The following is a 16,221-nucleotide window of genomic DNA, read 5'->3' on the forward strand; positions in this document are numbered from 1 at the left end:
GTGGTAAGGAGTTTGATAATGCCTTGATTGATGAGATGTTAGAAGCCTTTGGCATCACACGTTCGCTGAGTCAAGCGGGTTGTCCTTATGACAATGCGGTAGCTGAGAGTACCTATCGCTCCTTCAAACTGGAGTTTATCAACCAAGAAAACTTCCGCTCTCTGGAAGAATTAACCCTTAAAACTAAGGATTATGTCCACTGGTGGAATCACCATCGCATCCACAGCACTCTTAATTACCAAACACCCATGACTAAAAGAGCAATCGTTTAACAAAAACACTTTATAAATTTTGTACAGAAAAGTGTTGCCTTTTCAATCATCAGTGGTTCTAATCACTTTAAAACAGGCTAAATTGGAGAGGGTTTAAATATTGCTACTATTGTGTGTGATACTTTTTTACCTAGTTGTTCTTTATTCAGCTTATCAGGGCGGGCAATAGAAATTTAGAAAGCTTGGTTATGCATAATTTGTTAATTTAACCGATGTCATTAATGAATGGCATAAAGCAAACCCAAATATAGCAAACAAAAGTTAATAGAAGTAAAGAATATAATATTCTGTTATTAGTTTGATATATTAAAAGCAGTAAATTTTATGATAATAATGAAAAACGCTTGAATACTTAAAAGTTTCAAACGTTATTTTGTTAGTTTAATACCGAACTTTTCAATTAAATGTTTTGTCAATTATTTCTTGATAGTGGTAAATTAATCTTTGGAATTTCTTGATTGCTGCATGTGTTAATTGTTTAGAAGATTTGCCATTTCGACTGTAAATAGAATTGTGTTTATCTCTTTGTTGAGTCAAGTCAGGAACTAAAAAGGTAGCTTCAGGGCTGTTTGTTGCTTTGTCGATAAAATCGGGATCAAATAGCATAATGGGTTCAATATCCAATAAGCGATGCAAACCATCATTTTGATTAGCGTAATTAAAAGAGGCGCCATTGATAATACTGTTGTGTGTTAAATTTTTAGGGTCTAGAGCAACTAGAAATTGTCCTGACTCAGATAGGATAAATTCAGAATGAAAATGGATTAGAACTTTGTAGTTGGATTGTGGAATATTATCGGAATAAACGGCTTGGTGATTACCATTGGTATCTAAAATACTAGCTACTTTATTATGGTATCTAGCAGATTCATAAAGGTCGTAATCGGAATCCTCTAGAGTAGCCAAGTATTTTGCTAATGCCTTGGCGTCAGTTTCTCCTTTTTTTCCATAATGAGAACGAACCCATTCAACCTGTTGCGTGGACAAAATATAGCGGAGTTGATGAATTTGTCGATTAAAAATGCTATAAGGAATATGGTTGAGATTGGTATAGTAACGTTGAACAAGAGCAGATAGTTGATCCCAAAAAGGATCCATCGGTGATAGATCGGGGCTTAAATGGTTCATCACGTTTTGAGTTTTGGTTGCCTGTCCAGTTAAGTTTTTGGGCATTTTTAAATAGGTTAATAGCAGCCGCAACAATTTCTCAGCTTCTTTTGGATTTTGAGCCATCAGCTGTTGATACCAGAGTTTCTTGAATTCGGGAGACCCCACGATCCGGATGTTGCGATAAGTCTCATCAAAAGTATAGGTCTTACCTCTGGATTTCAGTTGGGGGAAAAATCCTTTTTTGATGGCTTGATAAGACCAACCATCTTGGTTAAGTTTTTTAGCATAAGAAAGCAAGTTGTGTCGAAGATGAAAACTTTCTGAAAAACTAAACTGTTGTGCGTTAGAGTGGTTTTGATAAAAGGAAATCATCAAGTCGTGATAAGCTTTATGGTCTTTTTCAAATTTTAAACGTTTATAGTCCTTTTGTATAAAGCTAACGCAGAAGGTGAGAAAAAGAAAGAAGCATAGCCATTTTTCAAGTCTTTTCATAACTTTTATTTACTTCACAAACATAGCGTCGCCGAAACTAAAGAAGCGGTACTTTTCATCCACCGCATGTTGATAGGCTTCAAGAACAAATTCACGTCCAGCAAAGGCAGATACCAGCATAACAAGAGTTGATTTAGGGAGGTGAAAATTGGTTGAAAAAGCATCAACAACAGTGAATTGATAGCCTGGCTTAATGAAAATATTAGTCCAGCCGGAATCTGCTTTGATTTCTCCTTGGAATTTGCTACCGATTGTTTCTAAGGTGCGAATTGAAGTTGTTCCCACAGCGATGACACGTCCCCCTGCCTTTTTGACGTTACGCAAAGTTTGCGCAGCTACTTCTGATAGAGAATAAAACTCAGAGTGCATATCATGATTATCAAGATTATCCACAGAAACAGGTCTAAAGGTGCCAAGTCCCACATGTAGGGTCAAATAAACCAAATGTACCCCTTTGGCTTCGATTTTTTGAAGTAATTCTGTCGTGAAATGCAAGCCGGCAGTCGGAGCAGCTGCAGAACCATTTTCTTTAGCATAGACGGTTTGATAACGTTCAGCATCATCCAATTTTTCGTGAATATAAGGAGGTAGTGGCATTTCCCCGAGGCTTTCTAAAACTTCTAGGAAAATACCATTGTAGCTAAACTTAACAATGCGCCCACCATGTTCCAATTCTTCAATAATTGTTGCCTTTAAACGCCCATCACCAAAATGAACTTGACTACCGACTTTGAGGCGTTTAGCTGGTCTAGCTAAGACTTCCCATTGATCTCCTTGGATATTTTTTAATAAAAGTAATTCAACATGTCCATGGGTATGAAGTTTTTCACCATAAAGTCGGGCAGGCAAAACGCGGGTATTATTCATGACGAGCGCGTCGCCAGGATTTAATTGGTCAATAATATGGTCAAAATGACTATCCACCATGGTCTTTTTCTTGTGGTCAATAATTAAAAGTTTTGAACTATCTCTTTTTTCCAATGGCATTTGAGCGATAAGTTCTTCGGGTAACTCAAAATCAAAATCATTTGTATTCATTGATACTCCTTAAAATTTGCTAACAGCAGATTAAATCTTATTAAACGAAATCCTTTTCATTATATCACTTGTCGACGTAGTCGTCATCTTTAATCTTTTTAGGAAAAACGAAGCAAATAACTTGACAATAATTGGTATATACCATAAAATAATAGCAAATAGGTCTATACCAATTAAACTAAATAAGGAGAATCTGATGAAAATTATTCGTGTTCAAGATCAACTTGAAGGGGGCAAAGTTGCGTTTAACTTATTAAAAGAAAGCTTAGCAAAAGGTGCTAAGACGTTGGGATTGGCAACAGGAAGTTCTCCAATTAGCTTTTATCAAGAAATGGTAAAAAGTTCTTTAGATTTTTTAGAAATGACGAGTATTAATTTAGATGAATATGTTGGTCTTTCTACAGAAAATGCTCAGAGTTATAACTATTTTATGCGACAAATTCTCTTTGATGCAAAACCTTTCAAAAAGAATTTCATACCAAATGGTTTGGCGACTGATTTAGAAGCAGAAGTAAAGCGCTATGACCAAATTATTGCAGAACATCCTATTGATTTTCAAATACTTGGTATTGGACGTAATGGTCACATTGGTTTTAATGAACCTGGAACGTCTTTTGAAGAAGAAACACATATTGTTAATCTTCAAGAATCAACAATAGAAGCCAATAGTCGTTTTTTTACAAGTATTGAAGATGTTCCTAAACAAGCTATCTCTATGGGAATTGCTTCTATCATGAAATCAAAAATGATTGTCCTTCTTGCCTTTGGGGAAGAAAAAGCTGATGCTATTAAAGGGATGATTTCTGGATCTATCACAGAAGATCTTCCAGCGAGTGTTCTCCAAAAACATGAGAATATTATTGTTATTGTGGATGAAGCAGCTGCCTCAAAATTAGCCTAATAATAGAATAAAAGAGTGGAAAAGTTCGATTAATTAACGTCTTTTCTAACTCTTTTTCTTTTTTTGATTATGGGTTAAGTATTTTTTTAAAGCATACAATCATTATTTTTGTGACTTGCTAACCTTGTTTAACTGGAGAAAAGATTTGGATGATCTTTCATTTTTGCTGTTTTTTTCGAATAAATAAGATGAGAGATAAAATGAGGTGGCAGATGTTAACAGCTTTAAATGAATCAAATCAGATTATTTCTTTACTAAATCAAGAAATTCCAGAAAATCAGGCTTTTCGTTGCCCGGGCTGTTATTTACCAGTAAGATTACGAAATGGTAAAATGATACGACCACATTTTGCCCATATTCAACTAGAGCACTGTCGATTTCAAATGGAAAATGAATCTGAAGAACATTTACACTTGAAAGCAAAAATGTATGCGAGCCTTGCTAATACAGAAGAAGTTTGTGTTGAGAAATACTTCCCCAGCTTTTGTCAAATCGCAGACCTTTTGGTTAATACTAAGTTAGCTTTAGAAATTCAGTGTAGTTCGTTGCCAATCGAACGCTTAATAGAGCGCACTAGAGCCTATCAGCAACATGGTTATGAAGTTCGTTGGTTGTTAGGAAAAAAACTCTGGCTTAAACAAAAACTAACTGCCTTGCAAAAACAATGTCTCTATTTTTCTCAAACGATTGGCTTTCATTTGTGGGAATTGGACTTGGAACAAAATGTCTTGCGTTTAAAATACCTGATTCATGAGGATTTATTTGGTAATGTAACTTACTTAACTAAAAGTGTATCTTTAGAAAATAATCTTATAACTTTTTTGCGTTTTCCTTATCAACAGCAGCCGCTATTTTCGTATCAACAGGTTATGAACCCAAAGCTGTCTATAATGATTCAGAGAGCATTGCTTGCCAAACACCCTAAGTGGTTGCAAAGACAAGAAAAGGCCTATTTAGCAGGAAAAAATTTACTTACTTTACCTATTGATGCTTTTTACCCTCAGTTGAGACCTGTTCAGTCCACAGCCGGTTTTTGTCAAATTCATGAGGATTTAAGGGCTTATTATTCTTTTTTTAAATCCTATTATAAAAAAGAATCAAATAAGAAGGTGCAAACGCTTTTTTCACCCAAATATTATGCTAAAATAGATAATAATCAAAAATAAGGAGAATTTATATGGTAGACAATCGTAGCCATTTAGAAGAAAAGTATACTTGGGATTTGAGTACTATTTTTGCAACAGATGATATTTGGGAAGAAGAGATTAGCAGGTTGGTAACTGATATTGAGGCTGCTAAGGCTTTTGCAGGCCATTTATTAGATTCTAGTACTAACCTTTTAAAAATGACAGAGACTTATTTAGAATTAGCCCGTTGTGTGGAGAAAGTTTATGTCTATGCTCACATGAAAAATGACCAAGATACCACTGTTGCTAAGTATCAAGAATACCAAGCTAAGGCTTCAGGTTTGTATGCTAAATTTAGTGAAGTTTTTTCATTTTATGATCCAGAAGTAATGACGCTTAGCCAAGAAGAATACCAAGCTTTTCTTACTGAAACTCCTGAATTAAAAGGGTATGATCACTTTTTTGATAAATTATTCAAAACCCGCGACCATGTTCTTACCCAAGTTGAAGAAGAATTACTGGCTGGTGCTCAAGAAATTTTCAATGGTGCTGAAGAAACCTTTAGTATTCTTGATAATGCTGACCTTGTCTTTCCAGTTGTTAAAAATGATAAGGGAGAAAATGTTGAACTAACTCATGGTAATTTTATCAGCTTAATGGAATCTAAAGATCGTAGTGTTCGTCAAGCCGCTTATGAAGCTATGTATCGTACCTATGAACAGTTTCAACACACTTACGCTAAAACCTTACAAACAAATGTAAAAGTGCAAAATTATAAGGCACGTGTTCATAAATATAATTCAGCTCGTCAGGCGGCAATGGCTGCTAACTTTATTCCAGAGGCAGTTTATGACACCTTGTTAGAAACGGTTAATAAGCATTTGCCACTTTTACATCGTTATTTGAAACTTCGTCAAGAAGTTCTTGGGTTAGATGATTTGAAGATGTATGATGTTTACACACCATTATCAGAAACAGATCTTGCCATTGGCTATGATGAGGCCTTAGAAAAAGCAGAGGAAGTTTTGGCTATTTTTGGTAAAGATTATGCGGATCGTGTACACCGTGCTTTCACAGAACGTTGGATTGATGTGCATGTTAATAAAGGAAAACGTTCGGGTGCTTATTCAGGTGGTTCTTATGATACCAATGCTTTTATGCTTTTAAATTGGCAAGATACACTCGATAATCTTTATACACTTGTTCATGAAACAGGGCATAGCTTGCATTCTACTTTTACGCGTGAAACACAACCTTATGTTTATGGGGATTATAGTATCTTCTTGGCAGAAATTGCGTCAACAACTAATGAAAACATTATGACAGAAGCTCTTCTTAATGAAGTTCAAAATGACAAAGAACGCTTTGCTATTTTGAATCATTACCTAGATGGTTTTCGTGGAACAGTTTTCCGCCAAACACAATTTGCTGAGTTTGAACATGCTATCCACCAAGCTGATCAAAGAGGAGAAGTTTTAACCAGTGAGTACCTTAGCCAGTTATATGCTGGTTTAAATGAAAAATATTATGGTCTTAGTAAAGAAAATAATCATTTTATTCAATATGAGTGGGCACGTATTCCTCATTTCTATTATAATTATTATGTCTATCAATATGCAACCGGCTTTGCTGCGGCAAGTTATTTAGCAGATAAAATTGTTCATGGAACAAAGGACGATATTGACCATTACTTGACTTACCTCAAATCAGGAAATTCTGATTACCCACTTGAAGTGATTGCTAGAGCTGGTGTTGATATGACTAAAGGGGATTATTTAGAGGCTGCTTTTAAGATCTTTGAAGAACGCTTAATAGAGTTAGAAACCCTTGTTGCCAAAGGTATCCATAAATAATGTCATAATAGGAGATGGCTTTTGAGGCTATCTCTTATTTTTGGATTTCCCAAAAGAAATATCTATTTAGAATTAAATAAAGTTGATTTCATTCGTAGGAGTTTTTGGTAAAACTCAAATATCAAAAAGAGATAGTAGTTGACTGACTATTGTAAATATTTTTTAAGAGTGAGTTTAGTCTTAAAAGAGATGGCATGATGGTTTTAGTAGCTTGTTTTATGAATTGTGATGTTCCTAATATTCTCGAGTCATCATGTTGCTACTTGTTTATGTTATAATGAGGGCGATCAGAAATGAGGAATCATAGATATACGAAAAAATCGGGGGACTTTTGAAAAGTTTTAAACTATTTTGATAGCAGAACTAACAACCGGTAATTTCTTTATTGAGATAATATTTCCTCCTTTTGAAAAAATCGGAGTGTTTTGAGATGCAAACAGATAACCTTGCTTGGTCCATAAATACTCACTATTATTCCTTTTTGGAGAAAGAAACCGGCAGCAATAATTGGCGGTCACATTGGCTATGTAACGCGTATTGATTATCGCGGTCAAAAATAATGACCGAACTTATTTCCCTTTGTCTTGGAATGTTATCGTAAGATAGGCATACGGGTAGGGCATAATTGATCAAGCTAATATAGCGAGTCGGCGAATCGTTAAAAGTAGGTGGTGTTTTAGAAGGCGTTATTCAGGCTAAGGGATTCTCCAGTAGCATCTTTAGCAGGATAAAAGATTGTTCGCTACTGGAGAATTGACCTAGGAGAAAAATAGTTGTGACAGTTCATTTTATTTGGGATTTTGATGGAACTTTAGTAGAATCTAGCCAAGCTATTAGAGACGTTTTGGTATTACTTTATCAAACTTATAATGTGCCCTTTGATGAGGATTGGGTGATGACTTATATTATTAAAGAATCTATTGGTAATCTTTTGCAAAAGTTAGCTCAGGAAAAAGGTTTGCCAGCTAAGGAATTACTTGCATTTTTCAATCGTGAGCAAGAAGCGCGTGACCATATGATTCAACTCAAGCCAGCGACGAGGGAGGTTTTACAGAAAACAGCCCAAAAAGGGATTAGACATTATATACTTACGCATAAAGGGAAAACCACGGTTCGTGTTTTAGAAGAATTGGGGATCGCTTCTTATTTTACGGAAGTCGTGACAGCAGAAAATGGTTTTCGACGCAAACCTAGTCCTGAAGGGCTTGAGTATCTTATTTATCGTTATGAGATGGCTAAAGAAACTACTTACTATATTGGAGATCGGTTACTAGATGTGCAGGCAGCAGAAAATGCAGGTATTCGTTCACTCAATTTGACTTGTTCAAGTGGCAAAACGAATCAAAAGATTGATGATTTGAGCGATATTTTAGACCTTCTGCCAAATATTATTAGCAAACAAAGCGAAATTATTTTGTAAGAATTGCTTGAGTGCATTAGCCAGATGGTTTATTGACGAACTTATGAAAGGCTATAAAATTGAAATAAGAAAGTTATTTAAAACAATTATGTCTTATATAATTCATTATAGTGAGTTAGAGAACAAAATTTGTTTCAGAGGTGGTCGTGGTATTATGGACGATTGATGACATTACCATAGGAGAACAAAGCTTTAATAAAGGGCTTTAGTGTTTCTGTCTGCTAGAAGATAAGTGAGATGTTCGTGTGATACAAGTAAGATGTTGCCCTATTGCTATTGATAGAAATGTAGATTAGAAATCTTGAAAGCCGGGAATAGCAATAATCTTGACACTTTCTGATTGCCTGTGATATGCTAATTCCATGGTTAAATCATACAGTAAAAATGCGAATCATAACATGCGTCGTCCTGTTGTCAAGGAAGAGCTTGTTCATTACATGCGAACACATCAAAAGAAAAATACAGGTTTTTTAGCAGAATTGGAGAATTTTGCCAGAAGAGAAAATATTCCAATTATTCAACCTGAGGTTGTTGCTTATTTTAGATTTTTATTGCAAACACTACAGCCTAAGAAAATTCTTGAAATAGGCACAGCAATTGGGTTTTCAGCTCTTCTAATGGCTGAAAATGCACCTGATGCAGAGATTATTACTATTGATCGTAATCCAGAAATGATTGGCTTTGCCAAAGAAAATCTAGCTAAATATGATAGCCGTCATCAAATTAAGCTTCTGGAAGGAGAGGCTTCGGATATTTTGGCAGATCTTGATGGTGATTTTGATTTTGTTTTTATGGACTCAGCTAAATCTAAATATATTGTCTTTCTACCAGAAGTTTTAAAACGGTTAGTAGTTGGCGGTGTCATTATCATGGACGACGTTTTTCAAGGTGGTGATATTACCAAATCGATCGAAGAAGTTCGTAGAGGGCAGCGGACCATTTATCGTGGATTGCAATCTCTATTTGAGACGACTTTAGATAATCCCAATTTAACAGCAAGTCTTGTCCCTCTTAGTGATGGTCTTTTAATGATTCGTAAAAATCAAGAGAATATAATATTAGCAGATTAAGTTAGTTTTAAGAATTTATGTTATAATATACGAGTTAATGATAAAAAGGAGTTCATAAGTAAATGAAAAAATCAAACAAACTCATCTCTGGGATGATAACTTTAGCATCAGTGATGACTTTAGCAGCTTGTCAGTCAACAAATGATAATACCAAACTCATTTCAATGAAAGGTGACACTATTAGTGTTAGTGACTTTTATAATGAAACTAAAAACACTAAAGTTTCACAGCAAGCGATGTTGAATCTTGTAATTAGTCGTGTCTTTGAGGCTCAATATGGGGATAAGGTTTCTAACAAGGAAGTCGAAGCGGCCTATAATAAAACTGCTAACCAATACGGTGCCTCTTTTTCTGCTGCTTTGGCACAATCAAGTTTGACACCAGAAACGTATAAGCGTCAAATTCGCTCATCAAAATTGGTTGAGTACGCTGTAAAAGAAGCTGTTAAAAAAGAGTTGACAGATGATGCTTATAAAAAAGCTTACGAATCTTACAGCCCAACAATGACAACAGAAGTGATTACACTTGATAATAAAGAAACTGCCAATTCTGTATTGGAAGAGTTAAAAGCTGAGGGGGCAGATTTTGCTGCTATTGCAAAAGAAAAAACAACAGCAACTGGTAAAAAGATCAATTATAGCTTTGATTCAGGTGAGACTAAATTGCCAGCAGATGTTGTAAAGGCAGCCTCAGGACTTAAAGAGGGAGAGATGTCAGAAGTCATTTCTGTCTTAGATCCTACAACCTACCGAAGTAAATTCTACATTGTAAAAGTAACGAAAAAAGCTGAGAAAAAAGCAGATTGGAAAATTTATAAAAAACGCTTGAAAGCTATTATTATAGCAGAAAAAGCTAAAAACGTGACTTTCCAAAACAAGGTTATTGCGAAAGCGTTAGATAAGGCAAATGTCAAAATTAAAGATAAAGCATTTGCTAACATCTTAGCGCAATATGCTAATCTTGATAAAAAGACAACTAGCACATCTAAAACGACCTCTTCTACTGGAAACTCAACCGCTCAGTCTTCTTCTGGAGAAACAAGTCAAAGTAAGGCAGCTTCAAGTGAAAGTACAACAGGTACGCAAACAAGCGAATCTGCAGCACAATAAATTTTTTTATTGACGAAGCGTTAAAAAAAATTTATAATAGTTTGGTTAAGAATTGTTTATCAGGAATAAGATTTAGAAAAGTGACGGTTGCTGCAAGTCATGGACGATTCGATAAACATGCTACTTAATGTGATTATTTTAGATATAAGCAACTAAGAAGAATGACAAGTTCATTGAATGAAGGTGGTACCGCGGTTTTCGCCCTTCGTATGATGGATTTGTCTTTTATTATAAGGAGGATTGTCATGAAAACCTTTCAAATTAAAGAAAAAATGTGGTCACTTGGTGGCACATTTACGATTACGGATGATCTTGGTATACCGTGTTATCGTGTTGAAGGTAGTTTTCTGAGCATTCCAAAAACCTTTACAATCCTGGATATGCAAGGCAATCAGGTTAGCCACATCGAAAAAAATTTTCTGACCTTTCTGCCAAAATTTGAGATTAGCTTAGCAAATGGACAGCAGTTTTTTATTGAAAAGGATTTTACCCTTTTTAAGCCCCATTACACCATCAAGAACTTAAACATGGAAGTTCAGGGGGATTTTTGGGACATGGATTTTTCACTTTTGGTAAATGGCAGAGCTGTCGCTGAGATTTCTCAAGAATGGTTTCGCATGACTTCCACCTATAATATCACTGTTTATGATGACACTTATAGCGACCTCACCATTTCATTGGTGATTGCCATTGACTACGTCAAAGAATTAGAACGGAACTCAAAATAAGAGGAGATTAAGGATGAAACAATTATCGTCAGCTCAAATCCGCCAGATGTGGTTGGATTTCTGGAAATCAAAAGGACATTCAGTTGAGCCTTCAGCAAACTTAGTTCCTGTTAACGATCCAACATTATTATGGATTAACTCTGGTGTTGCGACACTCAAAAAATATTTTGATGGATCAGTTATTCCAGAAAATCCACGGATTACCAATGCTCAAAAATCAATTCGTACTAATGACATTGAAAATGTTGGTAAGACTGCTCGTCATCATACCATGTTTGAAATGCTTGGTAATTTCTCAATTGGGGATTATTTCCGTGATGAAGCGATTGAATGGGGATTTGAACTGCTAACAAGCCCAGAATGGTTTGGGTTTGATAAAGACAAATTGTTCATGACTTATTACCCAGCTGACAAAGATTCTTATAACCGTTGGATTGCCTGTGGTGTTGATCCAAGCCACTTAATTCCAATTGAAGATAACTTTTGGGAAATCGGAACTGGTCCTTCAGGACCAGATACTGAAATCTTCTTTGATCGTGGGGAAGATTTTGACCCAGATAATATTGGCATTCGTCTTCTCGCTGAAGACATTGAAAATGATCGCTATATTGAAATCTGGAATATCGTGTTATCACAATTTAACGCTGATCCAGCTGTTCCACGTTCAGAATATAAGGAATTGCCTAATAAGAACATTGATACAGGTGCTGGTTTAGAACGTTTAGCGGCTATCTTCCAAGGAGCAAAGACCAACTTTGAGACAGACCTCTTCCTGCCAATTATTCGTGAAGTGGAAAAATTATCAGGGAAAATTTATGATCCAGATGGTGACAATATGAGCTTCAAGGTTATTGCTGACCACATTCGTGCTCTGTCATTTGCAATTGGAGATGGTGCCCTTCCTGGTAATGAAGGTCGCGGTTACGTACTTCGTCGTTTGCTCCGTCGTGCCGTTATGCATGGTCGCAAGCTTGGTATCAATGAGACCTTCCTTTGTAAACTAGTTGTGATTGTTGGTCAAATCATGAAAAGCTATTATCCTGAAGTACTTGAAAAACGTGACTTCATCGAGAAAATCGTTAAACGTGAGGAAGAAACCTTTGCACGTACTATCGATGCAGGTTCAGGTCATTTAGACCAATTGCTAGCACAGTTGAAAGAAGCTGGGCAAGATACCCTTGAAGGCAAAGACATTTTCAAACTTTATGACACTTATGGATTCCCAGTTGAATTGACAGAAGAATTGGCAGAAGATGCTGGTTACAAAATTGATCATGACGGTTTCAAAGCTGCCATGAAAAAACAACAAGATCGTGCACGTGCTGCAGTTGTCAAAGGTGGTTCAATGGGAATGCAAAATGAAACTCTTGCTGGCATTACCGAAAAATCACACTTTAGCTATGAGACAGAAACTTTGGAAGCGACCTTGTCAGTCATTGTGGCTGATAATGAGCGGACAGAAGCGGTATCAGAAGGTCAAGCACTTTTAGTATTTGACAAAACACCATTCTATGCTGAAATGGGGGGGCAGGTTGCTGACCATGGTATTTTGAAAAATGATAAAGGTGACATTGTTGCTCGTGTGATTGATGTTCAAAAAGCACCAAATGGTCAAGCACTTCATACAGTGGAAGTGTTAGCAAGTCTTTCAGTAGGAACAGGTTATACGCTTGAAGTTGACAGTCAGCGTCGTCTTGCCGTTGAGAAAAATCATACGGCAACACACTTACTCCATGCTGCTCTACACAACATCATTGGTGAGCACGCAACGCAAGCGGGATCGCTTAATGAGGAAGGTTTCTTACGTTTTGACTTCACCCACTTCGAAGCGGTTACTGCTGAAGAATTACGTGCGCTTGAAACACAAGTCAATGAAAAAATTTGGGAGGCAATCCCTGTGACAACAGTTGAAACAGATGTTGAAACAGCAAAATCACTGGGAGCAATGGCACTCTTTGGCGAAAAATATGGCAAAACTGTTCGTGTTGTTTCAATCGGTGATTATTCTGTAGAACTTTGTGGTGGTACTCATCTTCGTAACACATCTGAAATTGGATTATTTAAAATTGTGAAAGAAGAGGGTATCGGTTCAGGAACTCGTCGTATCCTTGCTTTGACTGGTCAAGCAGCCTTTGAAGCTTTCCGAGGACGTGAAGATGTCCTTAAAGAAGTGGCACAAACACTTAAAGTAGCACAGATAGATCAAGTACCATCGAAAGTAGTTGCTCTTTCAGAAAACTTGCGTGATCTTCAAAAAGAAAATACAGAATTAAAAGAAAAAGCAGCGGCAGTGGCAGCTAATGATGTCTTCAAAGATGTTAAAGAAGTAAACGGTAAAACATATATTGCTACTCAAGTTGCAGTGTCTGATGCAGGAGCTCTTCGTACCTTTGCAGACAACTGGAAACAAAAAAATTACTCAGATGTGCTAGTTCTAACAGCAGCTATGGACAGTAAAGTTAATGTTCTCGTTGCAAGTAAAACGAAAGATGTTCATGCTGGAAATCTTATTAAAGTTTTAGCTCCAATTGTGTCAGGCCGTGGTGGCGGTAAAGCAGACATGGCTATGGCAGGTGGTGCGGACACTTCAGCAATTGAAATGCTTATCGCAGCAGTAGCTGAAAACTTATAAAATAATAAAGGCTAAAGAAAAGTCCGTTTGGAACCTATTCTTCAGCCTTTTTGAGTGTTTGAAGAAAAATAAGCTATTTCAATGAACACTGGATTTAACACTATTTTTGGGAACTGAATCTAGACTATCCGATTGATGCTTATTTTAACAAACTTTTGGTTATGTTCTAATTAATGACAATAATCATTTTATTTTTGACAATGATCATTGTCAAAAATAAAATAATGTATTATAATAAGGCTATAAAAATAAAATAGTTAAGGAATTTAGAAGATGGAAAGTAAAATGCCTAACATGAGTAAGTGGATAGCTTTATTTACTAGTGTATTTGTTAGTCTTATTTTGGGTTACCACTTAGTAAGGGTTTTATTTTTTAATATCTCTTTAAGCCCAATAATTCTTGTTTGTACACTCTTTACCTTACTGTTAAATGGTTTTTCTTATTTTAAAGGATTGTTTAAATGAGGTATCAGATTATTAAAAAGGAGTAGTCAATGGCGTATATTCTTAAAAATCGACTTAAAGAATTGCGGGCTAGAGATGCTATCAATCAAACAGAAATGGCTAAACTTGCAGGTGTTTCAAGACAAACGATCAGTCTCATTGAACGCAATGAGTATACCCCGTCTATTATCATTGCACTGAAAATTGCGACTGTCTTTAACGAACCTGTTGACAGTGTGTTTACTCTAGTGGAGGTGGAAAAAGAAAATGAAAAAGAAACAGAATAGTTTTTTACGTTTTTTAAGAGTGAGTATATTATATGCTATTGGAGGAGGAATTATCGGTGGAGCAATGGGAGCCTATTTTGGTTATACTGGTAAGACACCAAATCCAAATGCCTTTATTTTGTTAAAAGAGCAATTAATTAATGTAGTTCTTACCCTTAATCATCTGATATTTGGGATGAGTTTGGTTCTGTCATTTATTTTCTTGGTGCAATTAAAAAGAACAACGGATATTTATAATACCATTGAGAATGATGATGACTCCGAGAAGATTTACCGTCAATTGAATAAGAAATATTCCTATACTATGTTATTGATTACGATAGCTTCTATTTTAGCCATGTGTAATATTTTGATTAGTTTAAAACTGTCCATTGGTAAGAATTACGCTATGCTAGCATTTCCCATCTGGGATTTTCTGGCTTTAATAATGATATTGCCTTTCCAAGCGATAGCAATGAAGCGATATAATGCGATTCGAGGAACGAAGGTTCCACTCTTTCCAAATATTAAAGAGCTACGAAATAATATTATGGAGATGGATGAAGCAGAGCTTCAAGCCTGTTATAAAACATCATTTGAAAGTGTTTTATCGTTGAATAGCATTGTTATTCCCAGTCTATATATTATTTTATTCTTTATTTGTTTATTGACTGGTCAGGTTGAATTAACAGCTATTCTTGTTTTAGTTCTTATTCAGCTTTATTTGCTGGTAAAGAGTGTAGGAATGACGAGACGGTTCTACCATTAATTCGAAAGGAGACTTCTGATGAAGATTATATTTAATAGTTTAAAGGCAGCTGCACTCATTGTTCTAGTTATGATTTTCAACGTTGTGCCAATGGTATTGTTACAACGACAGAATGATATGCCTCTAAGTTTGAAATGGACAGTTGGACTGGCTTATTTAGTTACTGTTGTTGTGAGTCTTACGCTCTTATGGCATATTTATCAGCGAAAGCAAGATGAGACTATTAAAAATCAAAAAATGGTATTGAGTGATTGGGGGTATCTTGCTTTATTTTGGGTTATAGCCAGGGCTATTGTCGTCATTGGAACACTTATTAATCAAGCATGGTCTGGTCAACAAGTCAGCGCTAATGATGCAGCGTTACAGACCCTGTCTGGATTTATGAAGAATGGGTTTCCGCTTTATACCTTTTTGTTTATCTTTGTTATTTCTTTTACCGCTCCTGTGATGGAAGAAATGGTTTTTAGAGGCTTTCCGATGATTTATTTCTTTAAAGGGAGATCAGCTATTTTAGGAGCACTTGTCACGTCATTAATATTTTCATTGCCACATTCCACGAATGTAGTTGAATTTATCATGTACGCCTGCATGGGACTTGTCTTTTTTACGGCTTACCACCGAAGAGGAAATCTTATCGATTCAATTTTGTTGCATATCTTTAATAATTTCCCAGCGAGCATTGCCTTGCTTTTAACGGGACTAGGAGTGCTATAAGAAAAAATGTTTTTGATGTTGAGTGAAAAGGCGACACTTTTCTGTACAAAATTTATAAAGTGTTTTTATTAAGCAATGACTCACCTAGTCATTGGTGAGACTGCCGTGGATGCGATGGTGATTCCACCAGTGGACATAATCCTTGGTTTTAAGGGTTAATTCTTCCAGAGAGTGGAAGGTTTCTTGGTTGATAAACTCAAGCTTAAAGGAACGATAGGTACTCTCAGCTACCGCATTGTCATATGGGCAGCCAGCTTGACTGAGTGAGCGAGTAAT

At 36.0% G+C, this 16,221-nt stretch carries 15 protein-coding genes; 12 read left to right on the top strand and 3 right to left on the bottom strand.

Annotation, left to right across the window (positions count from 1 at the left end; genetic code table 11):
- A partial coding sequence (locus tag H346_RS0107625) for an integrase core domain-containing protein (protein WP_027970557.1) occupies positions 1–272 on the top strand: 272 nt, incomplete at its 5' end.
- Between the two features lie 396 nt (positions 273–668).
- Here H346_RS0107625 and H346_RS0107630 read toward each other — a convergent pair.
- Together H346_RS0107630 and queA are read right to left on the bottom strand one after the other, a co-directional pair.
- Complete coding sequence (locus tag H346_RS0107630; protein ID WP_027970558.1) at positions 669–1,874, bottom strand: DUF3114 domain-containing protein; 1,206 nt, start codon at positions 1,872–1,874, stop codon at positions 669–671.
- Between the two features lie 9 nt (positions 1,875–1,883).
- The gene (gene queA, locus H346_RS0107635; protein ID WP_027970559.1) at positions 1,884–2,912 is read right to left on the bottom strand and encodes a tRNA preQ1(34) S-adenosylmethionine ribosyltransferase-isomerase QueA; all 1,029 of its coding nucleotides are present in this window, start codon (positions 2,910–2,912) and stop codon (positions 1,884–1,886) included.
- Positions 2,913–3,108: 196 nt separating this feature from the next.
- On the opposite strand from queA, the gene nagB reads away from it, so the two are divergent.
- The 11 genes from nagB (at position 3,109) to H346_RS0107695 (ending at position 15,945) form a co-directional block, all read left to right on the top strand.
- On the top strand, positions 3,109–3,813 hold the full coding sequence (gene nagB, locus H346_RS0107640) for a glucosamine-6-phosphate deaminase (RefSeq protein ID WP_027970560.1): 705 nt from the start codon (positions 3,109–3,111) through the stop codon (positions 3,811–3,813).
- 212 nt (positions 3,814–4,025) lie between these two features.
- On the top strand, positions 4,026–4,979 hold the full coding sequence (locus tag H346_RS0107645) for a competence protein CoiA (protein WP_027970561.1): 954 nt from the start codon (positions 4,026–4,028) through the stop codon (positions 4,977–4,979).
- Between the two features lie 11 nt (positions 4,980–4,990).
- Entirely contained in the window at positions 4,991–6,793 is a 1,803-nt protein-coding gene (gene pepF, locus H346_RS0107650) for an oligoendopeptidase F (protein WP_027970562.1), read from the top strand.
- Between the two features lie 775 nt (positions 6,794–7,568).
- Positions 7,569–8,213, top strand: coding sequence for an HAD-IA family hydrolase (locus tag H346_RS0107655; RefSeq protein WP_027970563.1), 645 nt, complete (start codon positions 7,569–7,571; stop codon positions 8,211–8,213).
- Positions 8,214–8,575: 362 nt separating this feature from the next.
- The gene (locus tag H346_RS0107660) at positions 8,576–9,283 is read left to right on the top strand and encodes an O-methyltransferase (RefSeq protein ID WP_027970564.1); all 708 of its coding nucleotides are present in this window, start codon (positions 8,576–8,578) and stop codon (positions 9,281–9,283) included.
- Positions 9,284–9,345: 62 nt separating this feature from the next.
- Positions 9,346–10,392, top strand: a complete 1,047-nt coding sequence (prsA, locus tag H346_RS0107665) for a peptidylprolyl isomerase PrsA (protein WP_027970565.1) — start codon at positions 9,346–9,348, stop codon at positions 10,390–10,392.
- A 245-nt stretch (positions 10,393–10,637) separates the two neighbouring features.
- Positions 10,638–11,120, top strand: a complete 483-nt coding sequence (locus H346_RS0107670; protein WP_027970566.1) for an LURP-one-related/scramblase family protein — start codon at positions 10,638–10,640, stop codon at positions 11,118–11,120.
- Positions 11,121–11,133: 13 nt separating this feature from the next.
- Positions 11,134–13,752 (top strand): alanine--tRNA ligase, encoded by a 2,619-nt coding sequence (gene alaS, locus H346_RS0107675; RefSeq protein ID WP_027970567.1) that lies wholly within the window; start codon positions 11,134–11,136, stop codon positions 13,750–13,752.
- Between the two features lie 494 nt (positions 13,753–14,246).
- The gene (locus H346_RS0107685; protein WP_027970569.1) at positions 14,247–14,483 is read left to right on the top strand and encodes a helix-turn-helix transcriptional regulator; all 237 of its coding nucleotides are present in this window, start codon (positions 14,247–14,249) and stop codon (positions 14,481–14,483) included.
- On the top strand, positions 14,464–15,231 hold the full coding sequence (locus tag H346_RS0107690) for a DUF3169 family protein (protein WP_027970570.1): 768 nt from the start codon (positions 14,464–14,466) through the stop codon (positions 15,229–15,231). Before H346_RS0107685 ends, H346_RS0107690 begins: the two co-directional genes overlap by 20 nt.
- Positions 15,232–15,249: 18 nt before the next feature.
- Positions 15,250–15,945: a CPBP family intramembrane glutamic endopeptidase gene (locus H346_RS0107695; protein WP_027970571.1), complete on the top strand. Its 696-nt coding sequence runs from the start codon at positions 15,250–15,252 to the stop codon at positions 15,943–15,945.
- An 84-nt stretch (positions 15,946–16,029) separates the two neighbouring features.
- Here the strand turns inward: H346_RS0107695 and H346_RS10350 are convergent.
- A partial coding sequence (locus tag H346_RS10350; protein WP_425262080.1) for an IS3 family transposase occupies positions 16,030–16,221 on the bottom strand: 192 nt, incomplete at its 5' end.

Source organism: Streptococcus castoreus DSM 17536, assembly GCF_000425025.1.
Classification (GTDB): domain Bacteria; phylum Bacillota; class Bacilli; order Lactobacillales; family Streptococcaceae; genus Streptococcus; species Streptococcus castoreus.